This window comes from Mesorhizobium sp. M7A.F.Ca.US.008.03.1.1, assembly GCF_003997495.1.
Lineage (GTDB): Bacteria > Pseudomonadota > Alphaproteobacteria > Rhizobiales > Rhizobiaceae > Mesorhizobium.
On sequence record NZ_RZRU01000024.1, the window covers coordinates 44,752 to 67,423 of the forward strand.

Genomic DNA, 22,672 nt, shown 5'->3' on the forward strand with positions numbered 1-22,672 from the left:
TCCTGCTGTCCAGATGGTGCGCCTGGCGACGCCCTGCAGCTGGATCAGATGGGGCATCCCGTCCACACATGGGCCGCACCAAGTTGCCCAAAATTCGACTATGTACACTTGCCGGGCTCAAAGCTCGTGAGGGGCTCGCCATGCAGCCAGTTCTCGACTCTAATCGAAGGAGCCGGGGACTCCATCTGCAATACCACGTTGCGGTCCAAAGCTATTTCCAAAGGTTTCTGCACGAGCTGGTTTCCTCTCAGAGACGGCACACGGGTTCAGGGAGGAGCGCATCGCTCGTCTTGCCCCATTGAGTGCAGTCACAGTCACTCAGTCTCAAAAGCCATGCCAACGCGCTCAGCGCGCAGTTAGCGCCCATTGCTTCGAAAAACCTCGTCAGTGCCCAGATGTTGGTTGTAATGAACCTGACATTTGTCTGACGCTGTCAGCTTTTGGACACGCGATCACGCGCTTCGTGCCGCCAGATGGCCAGGCCGAGCCCTGTGTTGCCAGCGGTCGCTTCGATGATTGTACCGCCCCGCGCGTGCCACGCTGTTCGGCATTAACGATCATCGACAACGCAATGCGATCCTTGATCGATCCGCCGGGATTCTGGCTTTCGATCTTGACGAAGCGACGACACCTGCCGGTATCGAATCTCTTCAGTTCGACGACCGGCGTCTCCCCAATCAGATCGAGCACTGACAAATGGCGGACGCAGGCGAGAGGACGCCTTTGTCGACGGTCGGCGGAACATCTCGAGGCTCATGCGGCTGCGGTCTCCAGAATGTCGGCATAGTGCCGTTGCGCAATATCGGGATGCGAGCGCAGTCGGCTCTTCAGCAGTTGCGGAACAGGGGATTGTCGGGGTCGCTGGCGGGGCACCCGCTTCGGCAGCCAGTTCAGGCGGCAGGTCAAGAAACCGTATGTCGGCATCAAGCCGCGCGCCGAAGAAGAAGGGAATAGAAACAGTGCCCTTCGAAAGACCCAGGGCGACGGAAATCATTGCATCGGGCGAGTTCATGCGCCTGAAGCAGCGCTGGCTGCAACTGCTTCATAGCGACAGGCGGGCGGAGACTCTAGCGGGGCTTTCGCCGCTTGGTTGATTGAGGCTCTCGACGAAGCCACTAAGATTCGGCGGCCGATAATAGCTTGCTGCTCATTGGGACGCCGACCAACGCCGGGATTGAGAAAGGCAACCCTGCCCCACAAGGCGGGTGTCACACGTGCGGTGCGTCCGCTCGTCGCGCCGGATGGTCTTTGAGACCTGGGTTCACGGCTATTCAGATGCACCCCTGTCGGCTTTTCGGTGCAGGCCGCCAGGCGGCGTGTTGCAGCAGCGGTAATTAGTTTGAGAGCGTGCGAGCACGGGCTGCATAGTGAGATCATTTGCCGGCGTGGGGACCAAGGTGTGGCGCAGCCTTAGAGAACTCAACACCGAGACCGGAGCAACGGAGACGGCTCTTTCGTCGAGACAGTTTAATTGGAAGGCCGAGAAGCACCGGCTGGGTAGCGTCACGCCGCATCATTCTTTGCGGAGCTGGAGCGCGCGGGATCGCTGGAGCGGCTGGTGAAAGCGGTTGCCGGGGCGCACGCCAACAACAACACGTGAGCTGGCGCCTCGTGTGGCAAAAGGAGGGGGCGAGAGCCCATGGCCTGCAATGAAGCGATCAAGCATTGCGATCGTGGAACCAAGCTGCCTAGTCGACCATCCGGACCGCGGCCTTCAAGCCAGCTCGCCTTGGAATCGGCCTTCCAGGAATCACCGTCAAGGCCGACTCACGACCTTTTCGCCATGAGCCGCGAAGAGGGCATTCCGCCGGAAGCCGATGGCTGCCTTCTCTCGTTCATCGACGGCTATGTGGTGAGCGGCCATGTGCCGGTCGGCACGGTCAACAAGCTCTTGACCGAGCGGCCCGACATCAAAGGGCATGACGCTGCCCGGCATGCCGATGGGCTCCCCCGGCATGAGTGGCACGAAGGAAGCGCCCTTCGAGATTCTCGAAATCCGAAAGTCTGACGCGACCGGCGGCATCTACGCCACGGAATAGGAGGCTTCGATGATGGAATGCATGAGCGGCATGATGATGTTCGGCACGGGCCTGGTGTGGCTGCTTGTCGTCGTCGTGCTCGTCCTCGGGACGGCCGCGCTGATCAAATACCTGTTCTCCAGCGGCGGCAAAGGAGAAGGGCGTCGGTCCTCTTATCGATGCGTGGCCGCGGCAGGCCTCGGATTGGTCTGGACATTGCCTTGGCTCGCCAACCGGATGGCCGCGCCCCGGCCGCGGCGATAGCGCTAGGCAAGACGGTTTTAGCCAGGCGAAGGTCAGCGCGATTGGAAAGCCCGCTGCCTTCGGGACGCATGCCGGCGCCGGGACCGGCCGCGGTCGTCGGCGGCGGCTACCAGAGCGACATGCCGGGCTTCGGGAATGTCCTCACCGACGAGGAGATCCGGGCCGTTCTGGCCTTCATCAAAAGCACATGGCCCGAGCGGGAACGCGCCTATCAGGCAGATGAGCCGCCGGGAGCGGGAGCAGACACAGTGAGACCAATCCTAGCCGCGGAGCCCTCGAACGCCCCCAACCGGAATGCATTGTCCATGAAAGCGAAACCGTCGCTTGCGATTCAATTTCTGGCGCTGATCCTCGGGACCTCCGCGCTGGCCCACCATCCGGGCGCCGATCTCGACAAGATGAGGGACAGCGCGGAGAGGTTCTTCCAGGCGATCGACGAGCAGGCCGCGCCGCCTTTCGAACTGGCCGACGCGGACGGAAGGGCCGTCCGCCTTCCGATCTCTCCGACAAGATCGTGGTGCTCTACTTCATGACGAGGTAACCTTGGAAGAAGAAGGCGACGGCCACTGGCGGCAGGATGGCAAGCACGCTGGCCGCAAAAAGCGGCCCATACTCATAGAAGCGGGCCGGTTCTGTCGCAAATCGTGCTTTTGGCCACAACTGGACGCTTTCGCGCGCTTATGGACCAGCTCACATGACAGGGCTCGACGTGCCCCGGGGTGGCGCCCTACTTCCACGCTCGCACTGTCACACTCCCGCCGAAAGGCGGGTTTAGTGAGTTATGGCAGTGACTGTGCCACCAGTCCAAACGTCGAGTTTCGCGGCAACTTCGACGCTTTCCTTAGCTGACTTGCCCAAAACCAGCGCGGCCAAAGCATACTGCTTGCCGCTCCCGATGGCATAATATTCACCTTTCACGGGATCACTTGGCAGCCAATTGCCGTCCAACAATACGGCTTCCCCATTTTTGCGCACTATCAGCGCCTCAAATTCAAAATTGTCGTCGTTGCGCGGCACAGGAATATCAGAAACATCCATGCCCTTCTCAACCCAGTCTCGAACGGCCTTTGGAATACCCAAGGACGAAGAGGAAACGCCGATGAGTGTGCCGTCGCATAAGCGAAACACCTTCGTTTTCTCACCGACGGATACTGAGTCAAAACCCAAGGCTCGGCCGTCGCCAGCCATGGTTCCGTTCCTGTAAGCTATTGTTGTCATTGGCACCCTTCTATCGCTGCATCAAACTTCAGGACCTTGCGCATGTCCCCTGTGTCAAGGTCACTGACCGACGGCCTATTTGCCTGATACACGATACAGGCTGCGCTCCTTGAGTTCGCGCACGGGTGGCCGTCATCTTGCCGCCTTCGCGCAATGCCTTGAACAGGCCGAGTCTGTCCCCCAGCGGGAATGACAACCACCTCCATGTCGTTGAAACGCAGGAAATCCGTCACTTTGCCTCGTCGGTAACGGGCGGAGCCGGAGCGGTCGTCACCGGGCAAGCGCGGTCGCAGTAGGTATCCTGGGCAGCCCGTCAGACATGGATGGCTTCGGTTGTGTCATGCGACTTCTTGTTGGTCGGTCACGTGTTTCCGGATAACCAGCATGCGCTGTGCCAAATGAGAAAACCATTTAAAGTCAATCCAGCAGATCTGACTGTATTCCGACATTGTCGGAAATTGGACATCGCCGAACGCGGGCGCTCGGGGCTTGTGATGATACTTGGGCGTGCTGCTTCGGAGGAGGGATGCGCCTCGTACCGGCCGCGAAGCCTTCCTGCATTTAAGGCGCCAGATCAATTGAACGCGATGCCGGGCAGCGTCGCAGCGGCTAAGCCAGCCACTCGCATTGCTCCCTGACAGGATGGTGCCGATCCTGCTGAGATCGCATGCTGGCGCGACGTTGCTTTGCGGCCACCGTCGCGCCTGCCCGTGAACTGTTCGCGCCTGTGCTCATGCTCGCCTTGACACCCTCGATGGGTCCATCCGGGATGGTCAACCATCCGGAACATAGCGGGCAGGCGGGCATCTTCACCAGCAGTCTCTGTGTCGCTCTCGTGGCGGCAAACAAGATCGAGGCTGGCGGGGGGATGATCAACGGTCCTCGAACCATCGATTTTGATCGCGGTGGCCGTTCAGTGCGTTCAAGCACGAGGCGCCGTTAGACGGCACCGCAGCATCATAGCGAAGTGCCATGCAGGACGACTCCCTGCAGCATCGTCTCGCGCAGCCAAACACTTGCCGGATCACTGTTGTGAACGGCCGGGCGTTTGACGGCCTGTGACGCGAAAAGGCAACGGAAGATCTAGCATTTATGGGGGAAATGTTTTTTCGGAGTGCTTGACCCGCAGGAAGGGCAGGGCATGACTGCCTATCGCCCGACCCGGCAAGGCCGCACTCATGACCGGCTGGGCTCGGTTAATCCTGCATGCCGCGCCCATGAGGTTACTTGTCCGGAGTGCGTCGAGCACAACGAGGAGATGTAGTTCACGATCTTTGAAAAGCGTGGTCAACCATCCAAAGTGTGGATGCCTTTCATCGAAACAAACGATTTCATCAATGTTCTGGAATCCTGCATGGGCAGAAGCACCTGATGGACACCGATGCCCCCACTGCCTCATGGCGTGGCGAGCGTCTTAAGAAACCGCCCGAAAGGAGATTTTTCATGCGCTCTACCGGGCAGTGGAGTGCTGGGAAAGGGAGTTGCAACTGACCGGCCATGTCAAACTGTCCGACTTCTTCCGAGCCTATGGACAGACCGGGAGACGCGCACGTGTAGCGGCTCACATCGTCATACTGCACCTACGCCACACACCGGCCGGACCTGATCCGGCTTTATGAGCATTGGGTTTTGTCAGTTGCCCAAGCGTGATGGCTTTCGCGACGCGGCGCGCCTCAGGAACTGAGCCGCGTCCAGGTCGAAACGCGGGAAAGAAAGACAGGAAACAGAATGGCCGATCAATTCGCAACGGACGTCATTGCCCTGATCAAGAAACGCGCCGAGTCGGAGAGCGGTGAGGGAATGCCTGCGTCATTCGTCGGCGAGATAACAATCGCCACGGAACTGGACGCGCTCGGGTTCGATTCGCTGGGTTTGGCGGACGTCCTCTGGGATGTGGAGCAGGCCTACGGCATCAAGATCGACATGAACACGGCCGATGCCTGGTCCAATCTCAAGAATGTCGGCGACGTCGTGGAAGCCGTCCGCGGCTTGCTTGCGAAGGAGGCTTGAATGGACAGGCGCGTCGTTATCACCGGAGTGGGCGGCCTGTGCGGACTGGGCACCGACGCCGCCTCTATGTGGAAAGAGATGCGCGAAGGCCGCTCCGCCATCGGCCCGATCGCCAATTCCGAGCTTCATGACCTGGAGGGCATGACCGGCGCTGAGATCAAGGCGCTGCCCCAGCACGACATCAACCGGGGGCATCTCATCTCCATGGACCGCTTCAGCTTGCTCGCCGTGCTTGCAGCGCGCGAAGCCATGCGGCAGGCCGGACTTTCCTGCGACGAGGGGAATGCCCATCGCTTCGGCGCGACAGTGGGCGTCGGATTTACCGGTTCGTACGCAACAGAACAAACTTACCGCTCACTGCTTTTGGGTAGCGCAATCCGTGCTGAACTCTTCACTGGAGTAAAGGTGATGCCCAGCGCCGCTTCCGTCCATCTTAGCTTGAGCCTCGGCTTGCGCGGGCCGGTCTTCGGGGCGACCTCCGCATGTGCCTCGGCCAACCATGCGATCGCCTCGGCGGTGGACCAGATCAAGCTGGGCCGGGCCGACGTAATGGTTTCCGGGGGCAGCGACGCACCCTTCGCATGGGGCGTGCTGAAAGCATGGGAAGCAATGCGCGTGCTTTCACCCGATACCTGCCGGCCCTTCTCCGCCGATAGGAAGGGCCTGGTGCTGGGCGAGGGTGCGGGCATGGCCGTGCTGGAAAGCTACGAGCATGCCACGAGGCGTGGTGCCACAATTCTTGCCGAGATCGCCGGCGTCGGCCTTTCCGCCGATGCCTTCCACATTGCCGCGCCATCTGTCGAGGGGCCAGCGTCGGCGATGCGCGCCTGCCTTGCCGATGCCGGGCTGAATGCCGAGGACGTCGACTACCTCAACGCGCACGGCACCGGTACCAAGAGCAATGATCAGACTGAAACGGCGGCGATCAAGCGTGTGTTTGGAAACCACGCTTATTCGATGTCCATCTCTTCCACCAAGTCCACGCACGCGCATTGCCTCGGCGCAGCGAGCGCGCTTGAAATGATCGCCTGCGTGATGGCAATCCAAGAGGACGTCGTGCCGCCGACCGCCAACTATCGCGAGCCAGATCCCGCTTGCGACCTCGACATCACACCCAATGTGCCGCGGGAGCGCAAGGTGCGCGTCGCCATGAGCAACGCCTTCGCCATGGGCGGTACGAACGCAGTTCTGGCATTCAGGCAGGTGTAGAAGCCATGCAAGACGCCTCATTTGAGGTCACCTGTCGTATCTAGCTGCTTGCCGGACCACTATGTAAAGCGAGCGCTATTGGCTGCCTCTGCGATGCGGGAATTGGCAGCGGACGTCTCTCGATCAAACAGGCATCTTGCTTGTAGAATTCTTTTAATCGTGAAGCGGCGCGAGTGCGCTATCCGTTGAGGTGAGCAAGGCCGGCGCCCTGGGTGAGCGCTGGTGTCGGGTGGTGGAAAGTACAGGGGGAGCTGTGTGGCCCCTCTTTCTCGGCCTCGACGATGTGCGAAGGAGCCTGCGCGGCGAACGGGCCAACGCCCCAGGCTCAGAACCTGGGCGAACCTAACTCCCGCCAAAGGACAGCCCAGAGCTGGATACACGAAAGAGATACTGAACCCGCGAATCAGATTCTGATCAATCGTCGTGTCTGAGCTCCACTCGGCTCTTACGGAGATAATCGCGCGGCCCGGCAACGGCCGCGCGTGCCGCGGGCGTGAGCTTTGCGCTTCGTCAGAAGTGCCTCGAGCGTGACGACGATAATTGACCAGCCATATGGAACGCATTCGCCCAGTTATCCAAAGCGTGGATACCTTTCATCTAAACAAAGGATTTTACCGTTTTTGCTGCAGGTCCCATAGAAGCGCTTCAAGTTGGAAAGATAGGTAGTTCCGATGGTTGCGTTGGATCTGAGGAGCATCATCTGGTGTGCGGGGCGTACAAAGTCAGTCGCATCTGCATTGCGGCTTGGTCTTTCGGCGGTCCCCACAAGTTACGCCCCGTTGGCGCGACGCCAATTATTTAATCAATGCTTGGACATTTATCTCAACCAGACAGCTACAAGGTGAGGTCTTCCATGCGTCCGAATGTCGAGTGGAAGTTGTGCTGGGAAAATGAGCTGCAACTGGCCGACCATGTCGAACTCTCCGACTTTTTTCGAAAGACCTATGGACGGACTGGCGCCTTCAACGCGGAGCCATTCGAAGGCGGCCGCAGTTGGGCCGGCGCGAGGCCGGAATTCCGCGCAATCGGCTACGACGCGCATGGGGTAGCGGCTCACATCGGCATGCTGCGGCGCTTCATCAAAGTTGGCGAGGTCGACTTGATCGTCGCTGAATTGGGCCTGTACGCGGTTCGTCCGGATCTTGAAGGGCTCGGAATCGGTTTTTCGATGCGCGTGGCGTACCCAGTGCTCCATCAGTTGGGTGTTCCATTCGCTTTCGGCACGGTTCGGCACGCGCTGCGAAACCATGTCGAAAGATTCTGCAGAGCCGGCCTCGCGAACATTGTGTCGGGCGTTCGCGTACGGTCGACCCGTCCAGATGTGCATCCCGACCTGCCGCCCACGCGCCTGGAAGACGTACTCGTGTTGGTTTCGCCGATCGGACGCTCGATGGACGAGTGGCCGTCTGGTACCCTGATCGACCGGAACGGTCCGGAACTATGAAGCCTCTGGACTACATATGCGAAGGGCAGAGTGACAATGCCGATCGCATTGCAGAGCGCAGCGTCTATCTGACGTTTGACGACGGTCCCAATTCATTTTTCACACCGCAGATACTCAATGTGCTGGCGCAACATCAGGTGCCGGCGACCTTCTTCGTTGTTGGGGCCTACGCGGCCGACGAGCCGGAACTCGTTCGCCGAATTATTACAGACGGCCACGGTATAGCCAACCACACGATGACTCATCCGGACCTAGCTAAATGCGGGTCCGTCGAAGTCGACTGCCAGATAGTTGAGGCAAACAGAGTCATAGGGATGGCTTGCCCGCAGGCCATGGTTCGGTACTTTCGTGCACCCTATGGCATCTGGACCGAAGAAGTAATCGCTGCATTAGCGGGTGAGGCATTGGCGCCCGTCCATTGGTCCATTGATCCACGCGACTGGTCTCGCCCCGGCGTTGACGCCATCGTCGACAGAGTGCTCGCCGATATCCGGCCGGGCGCAATCGTGCTGTTGCACGACGGGTGCGCTCCCGACGAATTGCAACCAGGCAATCAAGCCAGTCTGCGCGACCAGACGGTGACAGCGTTGTCACGCCTAATTCCAGAATTGCACGGCCGCGGATTTGTAATCCGATCACTTCCTCAACATCCCTGAACAAACAGAGATCCTATGGACCTTCTCACCACAGCCAGTACTGTTGCCGTTTCGTCTTATGCGGTGCTCTCGACTGTTTACAGAGGCATGCAAGCGGTCTACTCCCAACCGGAAAATGTTACGCCGCCGTCGGAAAGCTTGTTCGGATCCGACCGTTGGCCGAGCGTGGATGTCATTATCCCCTGCTACAATGAGGACCCGCGCACACTCGCGGCGTGTTTAGCTTCCATTGCAAATCAAGATTACTCCGGAACATTTCAGGTCTATCTGGTTGACGACGGTTCTGGAAATCGTAATGCCGTCATCCCGGTACATCACGCCTACGAGGGCGACCCGAGATTCAATTTCATTCTGCTCCGCGAAAATGTTGGCAAACGCAAGGCGCAGATCGCCGCCATCCGCCGCTCATCTGGAGATTTCGTGCTCAGCGTCGACTCTGACACGACACTTGCGTCCGACGTCATCACGAAGCTTGCAGTAAAAATGCGGGATTCCATGGTCGGAGCGGCCATGGGCCAGCTGACGGCATACAACCGCAGCGACACTTGGTTGACCCGATTGATCGATATGGAATACTGGCTGGCTTGCAATGAGGAGCGCGCGGCGCAAGGTCGCTTTGGTGCGGTCATGTGCTGCTGCGGCCCATGTGCAATGTACCGCCGGTCTTGTCTCCTTTCTCTGCTGGATCAATACGAGACGCAGCTGTTCAGGGGGAAACCAAGCGACTTCGGTGAAGACCGTCATCTTACGATCCTCATGCTGAAAGCAGGCTTTCGAACCGAGTACGTTCCAGGTGCCGTCGCGGCGACAGTCGTTCCGGACAAGATGGGACCTTATTTGCGCCAACAACTCCGCTGGGCACGAAGCACTTTCCGGGACACGATGCTTGCGCGAGGTCTACTGCGTGGCCTGGATCGCTATCTAACTTTGGATGTGATGGGAGAGAATCTCGGCCCATTGTTGCTCGGCATCGCGGTAGTAACGGCGCTCGGTGAGTTACTATTTTCACATACAGTAAATTGGTGGACGGTGCTGGCTATTGTCACGATGACCATAATCAGATCTACGGTGTTATCTTTCCGCACTCGGCAGCTTCGATTCATCGGCTATTCAATGCACGCGTTAATCAGGATATTCCTGTTGATCCCCTTGAAGGCTTACGCCCTGTGTACATTGAGCAATAGCGATTGGCTGTCGCGTAAAAGTGTTCCCCTGCCCAACAGCAGCACAAAGGAAATCACAAGCGCGATGCCGCTTGGCGGAGCAAATGCTGCGGGCAATTCTGGAATTGCGGAGTCACTTCATACTGCAGATCTTTCGCTCACAGCTAGTGAAGTCTGACGGCCTTGCAGCGCCGAGTGACCGAGTAAGTTGTGTCAGTCGACACGGGGTGAAGCTTGTCGAGTTACCTATGGTCAGAACGGGGACTATGTGGAAGCGACACGTGGCATCTTGACGTTATTCTTTGGCGGAAGCGATACACACGTCGCTCCGGCCGCGACTTTCCAAAGGTGTCATCTCAAGGCGGTGGCCTGCTCTGAACCAGAATTCGCAAGTAAGCTGCCGGTGGCCAATCGGACTCATTCCGCTTGAGATAGACGCATGTCCAATGTAGCAATCGACCTTACCGGCGTAACCAAATTATTCGGAAACAAGCTCGTTGTGGACGGGCTGTCCTTCACCGTTGCATCGGGAGAGTGCTTCGGTCTGCTGGGGCCTAACGGCGCAGGCAAGAGCACGATTGCGCGTATGCTCCTCGGTATGACCCGGCCTGACGCGGGTGATATAACAGTCCTCGGTCTACCAGTGCCGGCACGCAGCCGCTTGGCCCGCAAGGGCATAGGCGTGGTCCCGCAGTTCGACAATCTCGACCTGGAATTTACGGTACGTGAGAACCTGTTGGTGTTCGGGCGCTACTTCGGCATGAGTACAAGAGAGATCAACGCCGTCATCCCACGGCTGCTCGAGTTCGCTCGCCTTGAGAGCAAGGCGGATTCACGTGTCGGCCTGCTATCCGGCGGGATGAAGCGGCGCCTGACGCTGGCACGTGCTCTGATCAACGACCCCCAGTTGCTTGTGATGGATGAGCCCACGACCGGCCTCGACCCGCATGCCCGCCATCTGATCTGGGAGCGACTTCGTTTCCTGCTGGCGAGCGGAAAAACGATCATTTTGACCACCCATTTCATGGAAGAGGCTGAGCGGCTTTGTGATCGGCTGTGTGTTCTCGAGCGGGGACGCAAGATCGCCGAGGGCAGTCCTCATGCGCTGATCGACGAGTACATTGGGTGCAACGTGATCGAGATCTTCGGCGGTAATCCACAGGAGCTGATTTCGCTGATCAGACCGTACGTTCAGCGTGTCGAGGTAAGCGGCGAGACGCTCTTTTGCTATGCGCCTGAGCCGGAGGATGTGCGCATCCAGCTTCGCGGTCGAGCGGGTCTGCGTATTCTAGAGCGTCCACCCAGTCTGGAGGACGTTTTCTTGCGGTTAACCGGACGTGAGATGGAGAAGTGAGCAATGGGTGAACGTTTTGCGGCCGCTCTACCCGCCAACGCCTGGAACTGGATGGCGGTGTGGCGCCGCAATCATCTGGCATGGAAGAAGGTGGCATTTGCTTCAATGCTCGGCACCCTTGCTGATCCGATGATTTACCTTTTCGGGCTCGGCACTGGCCTTGGACTGTTGGTAGGCCGCATCGAAGGTGCATCCTACATCGCCTTTCTGGCAGCCGGCATGGTTGCGACGAGCGCGATGACAGCATCAACCTTCGAAACAATTTACGCGGTTTTCGGTCGAATGCGCGATCAGGGCACTTGGGAAGCAATCCTGCACACACAACTTACCCTCGGCGACATCGTTCTCGGTGAATTGACCTGGGCAGCCACAAAGGCTTTTCTGGCCGGTACGACAATTGCGATTGTTGCGGCCGCGCTAGGTTATGCCGCGTGGACGTCGGTTCTCTACGTGCTACCGGTCGTCGCTCTCACCGGATTCGCCTTTGCGAGCCTGGCCATGCTCGTCATCGCGCTCGCGCCCAGTTATCACTATTTTATTTTCTATCAGACGCTTGTCATCACACCCATGCTGTTCCTTTCGGGCGCGGTTTTTCCAGTCGGCCAATTGCCAGGAGTGTTTCAGCAGATTGCGGCCTTCTCGCCCCTGGCGAATTCTATCGAGCTAATCCGTCCGGTGATGCTCGGCCGCCTGGGCGACAATGTAGGGCTGCATATAGGCGCACTTTGCATGTTCGCTGTATTGCCTTTTTTTCTGTCGGCTGGACTGTTTCATCGACGACTAATGCGTTGACGCTTGCTTACACCCATTAACCAGAAGGAGGTCCGCAATGCCGGATGCAAACTGCCCACAGCGGCCCGGAGGCATGCGTATGCTAGGAATCGCGAGTGGTACAACGCCGAAGCCGGGCGCCACCCAGCCGCTGCAGGCACCCGCCCAGCTTCGCGACCACACCTCGAAGAACAGGCTGGATGGTGAGGCGCGGACCCACCCGGAGCGTTCAATCGATAGCAGCCAAGCTTCTTGTGCGCGTCCACAGACCGTCGCGGCCATTATTTAGTTGGATACACATGCAATGACCCACAACGAAGCAACTCTTGAGCCTTTTGTGATCCTTGCTATGCCAAGGACCGGAACACACTATTTAGAAGAATTGCTAAACGAGCATCCGACCGTTTTGAGTAACGGTGAGTTGCTAAACGAATATGATCCCAATTGGCCCAGCACTGATCGCCTGCTAGGCACGGATCGCGAGCTTCTTGAGCTTGCCTATGTGCGCTGCCCTATGCGCGACTACAAGAATGTGACGCATCTTGGATGCAAGATCAATGAACCTCAGTTTCGCGAGCGTCCCGCATTCTTTGCGGAACTGGCTCGTTGGCCAGCACTCAAGGTCATCCTTGTTGTTCGCCGAAACGTATTGGAATCGCTCCGATCCTTTGTGCAGGCCAGGGAAAGCGGTCACTGGCTGAAGTTCAGCTGGGACAACGATACCGCTCGGCCACCGAGCGTCAGGTTGTCAATCGCCGACTGTGAGGCTTATTTCAAAGCCGCCGACGATTTTCACGCTCGCGTTATGGACTCCTTCACGTCGACCAACCTGCTTGTAATGGAATACGAGAGCCTACTTCACGAACCTGCCCAATGCCTGGGAGCGGTTTGGGATTTCCTGGGCGTTCCAGCGCTTGAGCCATCAGATAACGCCATCCTGCAGCGCCAGGAAACGCGACCGCTGGATCAAACGGTGGAGAACTTTGACGAGTTGCGGATTCACTTCGCACGGGGACCTTATTCAAGATTTTTTGACCTCGGAGATTCAATGCGCTCCTACGCTTAATCGCTTGTACCGCGTGCTCTGATGGGCGTGTAGGATATCCTGCAGTTTGCGCGCATTCCGTCGCAAAACTGACAAACCAAAGTCACCAAGACGACAGAGATATCGGCCGGCAGTCGATCTGCGGCAGACATCAAAGACACGGCCGCAAGGCGACCTGGTCAATTCCCTCTCTGGCGAAGCACTTCTTCAGACGCGATCTTTGGCGAGCCTTGAGTGCAAATTCCGGCAAAGGTGGAGGGTTCCAGTGCGCAACCCGCACCAATCTCGCTGGACGGGACAGGCCTCCAGTTGGCACGGCGCTTGCTCCGAGATGACAGCAGCGCTCGACCGGAGCGCAGCATGGGAGAAGGAGGAGCCCCCACCCCGATCCGGTCAGGGAGAGAGAAACGGTGTTGGTTCCAAGAGTCCCCCGCGCGATCGCAGCGCCCCGCAAGCCCCATTTTGCCCGGACCTACGTGCAGGTGCTTGCCGCCATAGTCCTGGGAGCCGCAATTGGCTACCTCTATCCGGAAACCGGCCAGAGCCTGAAGCCGCTCGGCGATGCCTTCATCAAAGTCGTCAAGATGATTATCGCACCTGTCATCTTCCTGACAATTGCGACCGGCATTGCCGGCATGAGCGATCTGCAGAAGGTCGGCCGAGTTGCCGCCAAGGCGATGGTTTATTTCCTCACCTTCTCGACACTTGCACTCGTTGTCGGACTGATTGTCGCGAATATCGTTCAACCTGGCGCCGGCCTCAACATCGATCCGGCCTCGCTCGATGTCCAAGCCGTTAAGGGCTATGTGGCCACGGCTCACGAGCAGTCCGTGACCAGCTTCCTGATGAACATCATCCCGTCAACGATTGCCAGTGCCTTCGCGGAAGGCGACATCCTGCAAGTCCTGTTCTTCTCGGTCCTGTTCGGCATTGCTTTGGCGATGACCGGAGAGACGAGCAGGCCGGTCGTTACCTTTCTCCAGGCGCTTACCGCCCCCATTTTTAAGCTCGTCGGCATTCTGATGAAGGCTGCACCCATCGGCGCCTTCGGCGCAATGGCCTTTACGATCGGCAAATACGGAATCGGTTCGGTGGCCAACCTCGCGATACTGGTCGCGACGTTCTATCTTACCGCCTTCCTCTTCGTGTTCGGGGTTCTCGGCGCGGTCTGCCGCTACAACGGCTTCTCGATCTTTTCTCTCGTCCGCTACATCAAGGACGAGCTGCTGCTTGTCCTGGCAACGTCCTCCTCGGAGGCCGCGCTGCCCTCGCTAATGGAGAAGATGGAGAAGGCCGGCGCCGCCCGTTCGGTCGTAAGTCTCGTCATCCCTACTGGATACTCATTCAATCTGGACGGTACCAATATCTACATGACGATCGCCGCCCTCTTCATCGCCCAGGCGACGAACACAGATTTGTCAATTGCCGATCAGATCCTCCTGCTGCTAATTGCGATGCTTTCCTCGAAGGGTGCGGCAGGCGTCACCGGCGCCGGCTTCATCACATTGGCCGCTACTCTCTCTGTCGTGCCGAGTGTTCCCGTTGCCGGAATGGCTCTAATTCTTGGCGTGGACCGCTTCATGTCGGAATGCCGCGCGCTGACGAATTTAGTCGGTAATGCGGTGGCATCGCTCGTTGTCGCTCGCTGGGAAGGCGAATTGGACCAGTCACGGATGGAAACCGCTTTCCGCGGTTAGGGTTACATCAAACTGGCTCCCCGCAAGCAAGATCGCAACAGCGCGACGTGTAAGTAGCGGCCTTGACACAACAGTCGAATTGCCAGCCTCCAAAGAGCGCTGGAAATAGAGTACTAACGCAGTGAGTAATACAACACCATGAAGCCCCTAAGCAAACGAACGGTTCACGGAGACTCATCTGGGTGCGCATGGAGCGCTGTTCGTCGAATGCGCTATCCGCGGGGTGGGGGAACTATTTCAGCTTGCCGCCCCAAGCCGTCGCGGGAGCGCACCGGATGATGGAGGACCGGCCGATCAGAATCGCTAGGGGAAAGCGCGTCACAATAGCCGATCTCGCCCGCGAAGCCGGAGTCAGCGTAGCAACAGTCGATCGGGTTCTGAACGTCCGCCTTCCGGTGCGAGAGGAGACCGCCCAGCGGGTCCATGCGGCCGCGCACGCGATCGGCTATCATGCTGCCGGTCTCATCAAACAGCGCTTGCAGCAGCACCTGCCGCACTACAAGCTGGGCTTCATCTTGAGAAAACCTACCCACGATTTCTACCAAGATTTCGCTCGCAAGATCGAAGAGTCGGTCAGTATGGCTAAATCCTTCCACGGCCTTCCGATCATCGAGTTCGCGCAGTCACATTTGCCGCGTGACCTGCTCCCGCTTCTTAAGGACCTTGGGAGCCGCTGCCAGGCGATCGCCATGGTGGCGGCCGATCACCCGAAAATCACAGCATCAGTCGAGGAGCTCAAGGCGAAAGGTATCCCGGTATTTTCGCTGCTATCCGACTTCGCCGATGGCGTGCGCGAGGGCTACATCGGCCTCAACAACAGCAAGGTCGGACGGACTGCCGCTTGGGTGTTTTCCAAGGCCGCAAAACGGCCCGGCAAGGTGGCGGTGTTTGTCGGAAGCCATCGCTTCCAGGCGCATGCGACGCGGGAAACGGCCTTTCGTGCGTATTTTCGTGAGAACGCGCCAAAATTCGAGGTGCTTGATGCGCTCGTGAACCTTGATGAACGGCAGCTCACTTACGAAAAATTGCTGGATCTTATGCAGCGGGAACCAGAGCTCGTCGGCTTCTATATGGCCGGCGGGGGGATAGAGGGGGCAATTTCCGCGCTCCGAGAAGAGGGGAGCGGTCAGGATCTCGTCGCGATCGTGAGTGAAATGACGCCGCAGTCACGTGGGGCGCTTGCGGATGACATCTTGACGATGGCGGTCGGCACGCCAATGCGCCGACTTTGCCAGGAGCTGATAATGGCAATGGAGCGGGCCATCAAAGCCGGCGTCGCGGAGAGCCCGGGGCAGACATTTCTGCCGTTCGACATTTATCTTCCGGAAAATATTTGACCTTGATGGATTTCTATCATGAGCGCCCATTTTCCTTTCACCGATGAAAGGAAAGCTCGATTGACTCGGCCGTCTCTGTCCGATCTGTGAACCGGCGTGGTTCCGTCTTGAAAGAAGCCGGATGCCGAAATGGCAGCCGCGCTTCATGGAAGGAAAGTCAAGCAATGCGCCAGGTATCGCCCCGCTTTGCACTCGATCACATGGCGGCGCCCCGCCTTGACGTCAGTGCGCTTTTCGCGCTTGCCCGTGACCAAGGCCTGACCGACGTCCAAATCCGTTACCCTCATTTCAGCAATCCTGTCGCACGCGGCATTCCGGCTGCGGACGTTCGGTTGGCCGCTACCGAAGCGGGCGTCACGATCATCTCTGTCAACGCCTTGCAGCGGTTCAACGACTGGACTCCAACGCGTCAGGCCGAGGCAAGCAACCTCGCCGATTATGCGACGGCGTGCGGGGCGGAGACGCTCGTGTTGGTGCCGGCCAACCGCAGCTCGTGGCCCACCAATAGCGAGCGCCAGGACAATCTTCGTTTCGCTCTAAACGAGATCAAGCCAATCCTCCAGTCGCGGGGTCTGATCGGTCTCATCGAGCCGCTGGGTTTCCGAACCTGCTCGCTTCGATCAAAGAAGGAAGCGGCCGAGGCCGTTGCCGCGGTTGATGGCCAGTCCGTCTTTCGCCTCGTGCACGACACGTTCCACCACACCCTGGCCGGGGAGACATGCCTGTTCTGCGAGCTTACCGGCCTGGTGCACATTTCAAGCGTAAACGACCCGACCTTCTGGATTTACCCCGATCGCTTTCTTGCAGGTTCCGACAATGGCAGCCAGATTCAGGCGCTGCTGGATGGCGGCTACGCGGGACCTTTCTCATTCGAGCTGGTCGAGGAAGTCCATTCTCTGGACGATCTCGCAGGCGCACTTGCCGCCAGCATCGACTTTATCCGGCGAGGGCTATTGTCGTCAAAGTAGATGGTGACAGGAGTAGTGACTATAGGTGCGCCTGAATTTTCCGTGGGTTCACAGCGGGGCAGCCATCCGAGATGCCTCCTGTATCATTATCTCCCGCATCCAGATGCTTGCCGGATCGCTATTGTGGAGGGCCGGCCATTGGAGGGTCTCGGTGAATGTGGGAAATGGCAGCGGAAGTTCGATAACCCGCAGGGGGAACGTTTTTTCGAAATGCCTGACCAGCCGTAAGGGCATGGTCGCTATACGAGCTGTGCCGGACACCATAGGTGGAATCATGCTGAAGCCCTGCACGGCGACCTCGACACGTCTCTTAAGGCCATGCTCAAGCAAAAACCATTCCTCGATAGACGGCTTCATCGTACGCCCGAACCTGACCGCGACGTGCCTCATCGACATGTATCTCTCGAATGTAAGCTGCTGTGGCAGCTGCTTGTTTGTGGGACAGCCTACGCACACGAGCTTCTCGTCAAACAGCGCAACGCTTGAATGCACACTCGACGTGAACATATCCGGTAGAATTAGAAAATCGACGTCACCGCGCCGGAGAAGCTCATCGGGGCTATCGTCGACAGGCAGCAGTTCGAAGCTGACGGCGGGGGCTTCCCGTGAAATACGCTCCACAAGCTTTTCGAAAAACACGAGCGTGACGAAATCGGAAAGAATGATCCTGAAGAGGCGATCGGCTCGAGCTGGGTCAAACGGATCCGAAGAAATAATCGAGCACTGGATGTGCTGGAGAGCGTCGCGAACTGCGGGGGCAAATGCTGCCGCACGCGGGGTTAGAAATCTTTCGCGACCTCTTATCGTAAACAGTTCATCGCGGAAATAATCGCGCAGTCGGGCGACGGCCGCACTCATGGCGGGCTGACTCAGGTTAATCCTGCGTGCCGCCGCCGAGAGATTACGCTCCGTCAGGAGTGCGTCGAGCACAACGAGGAGATTTAGATCAAGTCCTTTGAAACGCATGTCATCAGCCATCCATGGGATGGATGCCTTTAACCGAAACAAACGACTTTAACAATTTAGCATTCTTGCAATCTTTTGTCGCAAAAAGTTTATGATGGATGACGTTAAGGTCCGACATATGAGCCGCGTGATCTGCCGAAGCGAGCAATCGTTCGTACTGTGCAGGTCAGAGATTGGCAGTTTGAAACGCCGGGCCGATGGCGCCGGTCTATCAACCAGCGTCTTCGGCGGCCCCGACCTAGCTAGGCGTGGAACCTAATAGGGTGCACCTTTCCAGTCCGAGGCGACTGATGGGCGGTTTGATCCTAAGCTGCCGTGAGGCCTGTGCCAATTGTATCGGCGAGCCAATGCAGCAGTCCGGCAGCGTTTTTGAGAGCTGTTGTAGGCTCGGCCTAAGCCCATTGGCGCAAGCCTATCTGAACGAAGCGCTTGGCCTTGCCGCTATCCGGTATGTGATCTGTGGTGCCTTCTCGTCCTGCTGTTCTTGTTTTGGAACGCCCTTATGGTGAGCCCATCCGGGACGTGGGGCACCGGGAGCACAAAGGTGCAGGCAGGCCGTCAATAGACCGTGGGCTGAGAGCCCGAGCTCGTTACATGGCCGCCCCTCGCGACTTTCCCGGATGCGCTGCGAGCGCGGATCAGTAGATGTCGTGTTGCCCGCCAGCTCCCGTCTTTGACCGAGCCAAGAAGGAGGAACGGGCATGCTTATCATCGGACTGGATATTCACCGCGCCTTCGCCGAAGCAGTGGCATGGGAGGAGGGCAGGCTCAGGCGACTCGGCCGCGTCGACATGCGGCGCGATCTGCTGGCGGCGTTCGCCGCGAAGCTGTCGCCGAACGATGTCGGGGTGATCGAGGCCACCGGCAACGCGACGTCCGCTGCAGCTGTGGTTGCGCCGCATGTGAAGAAGGTGGGGATCGCCAAGCCGAAACAGGTGTTTATCGTTGCCTATGCCAAGATCAAAACGACGATCGACGCCGACGTTCTTGCGCAGCTCTATGCCAGCGGCTTCTTGCCAGAAGTCTGGATTGCGGACGAGCCGACGCAGGCTCTGCGTCGACAGGTGACACGGCGCAATCAGATTGTCCGACAGAGATCTCGATTGAAGAGCGTCATCCAGTCGATCCTTCATAGCCACCTGATCCGTCCTGCCCGCATGCTGACCTGTGCGGCGCCAAGGGTCGGACCTGGTTAATCGAGCAGGTCGTACCGCAGGACGAGCGCCTCGCGATCGATGGGCATCTGCGCGAGTTCGACCGATTGGGCGAAGACCTCCAGGTCATCGAACGCGATCTTGTCCGCTCGGCTCTCGAGGATGAAGGCGTGAAGCGGCTGATGACCATTCCCGGCGTCGACATCACCGTCGCGCTGGCGATGAAGGGCGGCGATCGGCGACGTGTCGCGCTTCGACGATCCGCAGAAGCTCGTGACCTATCTCGGGTTGAACCCAAGCGTCCAGCAGTCCGGCCAGGTCCGGCCTACCATGGGCGGATCACCAAGCAGGGCCGTGGTCATGCGCGCGGCATGCTCGTCGAGGCGGCCTGGGCGGCCGCTCGTGCTCCCGGACCGTTGCGAGCCTTCTCCCTGCGGCGTGCGAGCCCGGCGCGGACAGCATGTCGCGGCCGTGGCAACCGCACGCAAACTCTCTGTCGTGATCTGTCATCTGTTGAGAAGGGCGAGAGTTACGCGTGGGCTCGACCCTCCCTGCATGCCAAGAAGCTTGCGCGATGTGGAACTCAAGGCCGGGAGCAAGGCTGTGCGCGGCCAAAAGGGAGCGCACGCCTACAACATAAAGAGCCACCGGGAAGAAGAGCGCCGCTGGGTGGAGCAGGCCGAGGGCGCCTATGCACGCCTCGTCGCCGGTTGGAACCCACGAGGTCCGAAGAGGGTAGGCACGGATGCCGCAAACGAGGCGCGACGATAGAAGCTGCGCGGCAGGGCTCTCATCTCGGACCCTGCTCTTCGCCACGCGGTCGTCCGTGCGCGACAGGAGAATAGCGCAGATTTATCAAAAAGGCTCTTGTCGATCACATCAGTGGTCTTGGGCGCTGTACGGCCGGGTGAAGACTTTGCAGGTGGCCCGGAAAGCGTTTGACCTGCAGCGAAGCAATTGTCGTCATTACGCGCTCGACCCGGGCGCCCAGCTTGGCATAAGGGCTACGTGGCCTCAGGAAGCGTCGTCGCCAATGCAGACCATGGACGAATTCCCAGCCGATGCCGAGATGCCGGTCGACCGTGCCTGTCGCCGTCCGGTGATGCGATGCCCCCGAGCGGATGAGTTCGCCCCGGATGCTCCCGGTCACGACGCACGGGTTCGGGTTCCAAGGCGCTCAGTTTTGTTCGCGCCCAATCGGTGTAGGACGCGGCAGAAATACGAGCGTGACGAAATCGGAAAGAATGATCCTGAAGCGGCGATTCGGTAGAGCCGGGTCAAACTATCCGACGAAATAAACGATCACTGGATGGGCGGGGGAGCGTCGCAAACTGGAGGGCAAGAGCTCCCGGACGCAGCGTTAAGTTTGAATACCTCCGCGGACATGGTCGCGAGCTTATCGCGCAAATAAATCGAGCAGCCGAGCGCCGGCCGCACTCATGACCGGCTGGGCTCGGTTAATCCTGCATGCCGCGCCCATGAGGTTACTTGTCCGGAGTGCGTCGAGCACAACGAGGAGATGTAGTTCACGATCTTTGAAAAGCGTGGTCAACCATCCAAAGTGTGGATGCCTTTCATCGAAACAAACGATTTCATCAATGTTCTGGAATCCTGCATGGGCAGAAGCACCTGATGGACACCGATGCCCCCACTGCCTCATGGCGTGGCGAGCGTCTTAAGAAACCGCCCGAAAGGAGATTTTTCATGCGCTCTACCGGGCAGTGGAGTGCTGGGAAAGGGAGTTGCAACTGACCGGCCATGTCAAACTGTCCGACTTCTTCCGAGCCTATGGACAGACCGGGAGACGCGCACGTGTAGCGGCTCACATCGTCATACTGCACCTACGCCACACACCGGCCGGACCTGATCCGGCTTTATGAGCATTGGGTTTTGTCAGTTGCCCAAGCGTGATGGCTTTCGCGACGCGGCGCGCCTCAGGAACTGAGCCGCGTCCAGGTCGAAACGCGGGAAAGAAAGACAGGAAACAGAATGGCCGATCAATTCGCAACGGACGTCATTGCCCTGATCAAGAAACGCGCCGAGTCGGAGAGCGGTGAGGGAATGCCTGCGTCATTCGTCGGCGAGATAACAATCGCCACGGAACTGGACGCGCTCGGGTTCGATTCGCTGGGTTTGGCGGACGTCCTCTGGGATGTGGAGCAGGCCTACGGCATCAAGATCGACATGAACACGGCCGATGCCTGGTCCAATCTCAAGAATGTCGGCGACGTCGTGGAAGCCGTCCGCGGCTTGCTTGCGAAGGAGGCTTGAATGGACAGGCGCGTCGTTATCACCGGAGTGGGCGGCCTGTGCGGACTGGGCACCGACGCCGCCTCTATGTGGAAAGAGATGCGCGAAGGCCGCTCCGCCATCGGCCCGATCGCCAATTCCGAGCTTCATGACCTGGAGGGCATGACCGGCGCTGAGATCAAGGCGCTGCCCCAGCACGACATCAACCGGGGGCATCTCATCTCCATGGACCGCTTCAGCTTGCTCGCCGTGCTTGCAGCGCGCGAAGCCATGCGGCAGGCCGGACTTTCCTGCGACGAGGGGAATGCCCATCGCTTCGGCGCGACAGTGGGCGTCGGATTTACCGGTTCGTACGCAACAGAACAAACTTACCGCTCACTGCTTTTGGGTAGCGCAATCCGTGCTGAACTCTTCACTGGAGTAAAGGTGATGCCCAGCGCCGCTTCCGTCCATCTTAGCTTGAGCCTCGGCTTGCGCGGGCCGGTCTTCGGGGTGACCTCCGCATGTGCCTCGGCCAACCATGCGATCGCCTCGGCGGTGGACCAGATCAAGCTGGGCCGGGCCGACGTAATGGTTTCCGGGGGCAGCGACGCACCCTTCGCATGGGGCGTGCTGAAAGCATGGGAAGCAATGCGCGTGCTTTCACCCGATACCTGCCGGCCCTTCTCCGCCGATAGGAAGGGCCTGGTGCTGGGCGAGGGTGCGGGCATGGCCGTGCTGGAAAGCTACGAGCATGCCACGAGGCGTGGTGCCACAATTCTTGCCGAGATCGCCGGCGTCGGCCTTTCCGCCGATGCCTTCCACATTGCCGCGCCATCTGTCGAGGGGCCAGCGTCGGCGATGCGCGCCTGCCTTGCCGATGCCGGGCTGAATGCCGAGGACGTCGACTATCTCAACGCGCACGGCACCGGTACCAAGAGCAATGATCAGACTGAAACGGCGGCGATCAAGCGTGTGTTTGGAAACCACGCTTATTCGATGTCCATCTCTTCCACCAAGTCCACGCACGCGCATTGCCTCGGCGCAGCGAGCGCGCTTGAAATGATCGCCTGCGTGATGGCAATCCAAGAGGACGTCGTGCCGCCGACCGCCAACTATCGCGAGCCAGATCCCGCTTGCGACCTCGACATCACACCCAATGTGCCGCG

The 22,672-nt window shown here is 59.0% G+C and carries 17 protein-coding genes and 5 pseudogenes; 17 read left to right on the forward strand and 5 right to left on the reverse strand.

All coding sequences use genetic code 11. The features are described from left to right. Window positions 1-33: 33 nt before the first annotated feature. From EOA16_RS26470 to EOA16_RS33350, 3 pseudogenes are all read right to left on the reverse strand, one after another. Window positions 34-197, reverse strand: a pseudogene (locus EOA16_RS26470) (thioredoxin domain-containing protein); the annotation flags it as partial. Window positions 198-475: 278 nt separating this feature from the next. Beyond that, a pseudogene (locus EOA16_RS26475) lies at window positions 476-745 on the reverse strand (pyridoxal-phosphate dependent enzyme); the annotation flags it as partial. 8 nt (window positions 746-753) lie between these two features. Then, a pseudogene (locus EOA16_RS33350) lies at window positions 754-958 on the reverse strand (isopenicillin N synthase family oxygenase); the annotation flags it as partial. Window positions 959-1,759: 801 nt separating this feature from the next. Here EOA16_RS33350 and EOA16_RS26485 point away from each other — a divergent pair. The 3 genes and pseudogenes from EOA16_RS26485 to EOA16_RS33680 form a co-directional block, all read left to right on the forward strand. Further along, a pseudogene (locus tag EOA16_RS26485) lies at window positions 1,760-2,039 on the forward strand (DUF411 domain-containing protein); the annotation flags it as partial. 9 nt (window positions 2,040-2,048) lie between these two features. After that, window positions 2,049-2,282 carry a hypothetical protein gene (locus tag EOA16_RS33355; RefSeq protein ID WP_127312611.1) on the forward strand — a complete coding sequence of 78 codons (234 nt, stop codon included), beginning with the start codon at window positions 2,049-2,051 and terminating at the stop codon, window positions 2,280-2,282. Window positions 2,283-2,323: 41 nt separating this feature from the next. After that, window positions 2,324-2,815, forward strand: a complete 492-nt coding sequence (locus EOA16_RS33680) for a cytochrome c (RefSeq protein WP_244514239.1) — start codon at window positions 2,324-2,326, stop codon at window positions 2,813-2,815. Window positions 2,816-3,053: 238 nt separating this feature from the next. Here EOA16_RS33680 and EOA16_RS26500 read toward each other — a convergent pair whose 3' ends face one another. Continuing rightward, window positions 3,054-3,470: a hypothetical protein gene (locus tag EOA16_RS26500; protein WP_063169404.1), complete on the reverse strand. Its 417-nt coding sequence runs from the start codon at window positions 3,468-3,470 to the stop codon at window positions 3,054-3,056. Between the two features lie 1,758 nt (window positions 3,471-5,228). On the opposite strand from EOA16_RS26500, the gene EOA16_RS26505 reads away from it, so the two are divergent. From EOA16_RS26505 to EOA16_RS26555, 11 genes are all read left to right on the forward strand, one after another. Beyond that, window positions 5,229-5,510, forward strand: a complete 282-nt coding sequence (locus tag EOA16_RS26505; protein WP_029356603.1) for an acyl carrier protein — start codon at window positions 5,229-5,231, stop codon at window positions 5,508-5,510. Next, on the forward strand, window positions 5,511-6,719 hold the full coding sequence (locus EOA16_RS26510; protein ID WP_127260807.1) for a beta-ketoacyl-[acyl-carrier-protein] synthase family protein: 1,209 nt from the start codon (window positions 5,511-5,513) through the stop codon (window positions 6,717-6,719). It abuts the gene before it with no gap. Window positions 6,720-7,572: 853 nt separating this feature from the next. Further along, window positions 7,573-8,163: a NodA family N-acyltransferase gene (locus tag EOA16_RS26515; protein ID WP_063169401.1), complete on the forward strand. Its 591-nt coding sequence runs from the start codon at window positions 7,573-7,575 to the stop codon at window positions 8,161-8,163. Next, on the forward strand, window positions 8,160-8,819 hold the full coding sequence (gene nodB, locus EOA16_RS26520) for a chitooligosaccharide deacetylase NodB (RefSeq protein ID WP_063169400.1): 660 nt from the start codon (window positions 8,160-8,162) through the stop codon (window positions 8,817-8,819). Before EOA16_RS26515 ends, nodB begins: the two co-directional genes overlap by 4 nt. Window positions 8,820-8,834: 15 nt before the next feature. Next, on the forward strand, window positions 8,835-10,160 hold the full coding sequence (nodC, locus tag EOA16_RS26525) for a chitooligosaccharide synthase NodC (protein WP_063169399.1): 1,326 nt from the start codon (window positions 8,835-8,837) through the stop codon (window positions 10,158-10,160). A 261-nt stretch (window positions 10,161-10,421) separates the two neighbouring features. After that, entirely contained in the window at window positions 10,422-11,336 is a 915-nt protein-coding gene (gene nodI / locus EOA16_RS26530; RefSeq protein ID WP_024505873.1) for a nodulation factor ABC transporter ATP-binding protein NodI, read from the forward strand. A 3-nt stretch (window positions 11,337-11,339) separates the two neighbouring features. Next, window positions 11,340-12,128 carry an ABC transporter permease gene (locus tag EOA16_RS26535; RefSeq protein ID WP_063169398.1) on the forward strand — a complete coding sequence of 263 codons (789 nt, stop codon included), beginning with the start codon at window positions 11,340-11,342 and terminating at the stop codon, window positions 12,126-12,128. A gap of 283 nt (window positions 12,129-12,411) precedes the next feature. Then, window positions 12,412-13,173, forward strand: a complete 762-nt coding sequence (locus tag EOA16_RS26540; RefSeq protein WP_063169397.1) for a sulfotransferase domain-containing protein — start codon at window positions 12,412-12,414, stop codon at window positions 13,171-13,173. 392 nt (window positions 13,174-13,565) lie between these two features. After that, a complete protein-coding gene (locus tag EOA16_RS26545; protein ID WP_210326678.1) occupies window positions 13,566-14,849 on the forward strand; it encodes a dicarboxylate/amino acid:cation symporter in 1,284 nt (427 codons plus the stop codon). Window positions 14,850-15,124: 275 nt separating this feature from the next. Next, on the forward strand, window positions 15,125-16,186 hold the full coding sequence (locus EOA16_RS26550) for a LacI family DNA-binding transcriptional regulator (RefSeq protein WP_051695606.1): 1,062 nt from the start codon (window positions 15,125-15,127) through the stop codon (window positions 16,184-16,186). A 164-nt stretch (window positions 16,187-16,350) separates the two neighbouring features. After that, on the forward strand, window positions 16,351-17,154 hold the full coding sequence (locus EOA16_RS26555) for a TIM barrel protein (protein WP_063169395.1): 804 nt from the start codon (window positions 16,351-16,353) through the stop codon (window positions 17,152-17,154). Window positions 17,155-17,202: 48 nt separating this feature from the next. Here EOA16_RS26555 and EOA16_RS26560 read toward each other — a convergent pair whose 3' ends face one another. Next, window positions 17,203-18,120 carry a LysR family transcriptional regulator gene (locus tag EOA16_RS26560; protein WP_063170390.1) on the reverse strand — a complete coding sequence of 306 codons (918 nt, stop codon included), beginning with the start codon at window positions 18,118-18,120 and terminating at the stop codon, window positions 17,203-17,205. Window positions 18,121-18,821: 701 nt separating this feature from the next. On the opposite strand from EOA16_RS26560, the pseudogene EOA16_RS26565 reads away from it, so the two are divergent. The 3 genes and pseudogenes from EOA16_RS26565 to EOA16_RS26575 form a co-directional block, all read left to right on the forward strand. After that, window positions 18,822-20,045: pseudogene (locus EOA16_RS26565) on the forward strand (IS110 family transposase). Window positions 20,046-21,263: 1,218 nt separating this feature from the next. Beyond that, on the forward strand, window positions 21,264-21,545 hold the full coding sequence (locus EOA16_RS26570; protein WP_029356603.1) for an acyl carrier protein: 282 nt from the start codon (window positions 21,264-21,266) through the stop codon (window positions 21,543-21,545). Continuing rightward, a partial coding sequence (locus EOA16_RS26575) for a beta-ketoacyl-[acyl-carrier-protein] synthase family protein (protein ID WP_164754397.1) occupies window positions 21,546-22,672 on the forward strand: 1,127 nt, incomplete at its 3' end.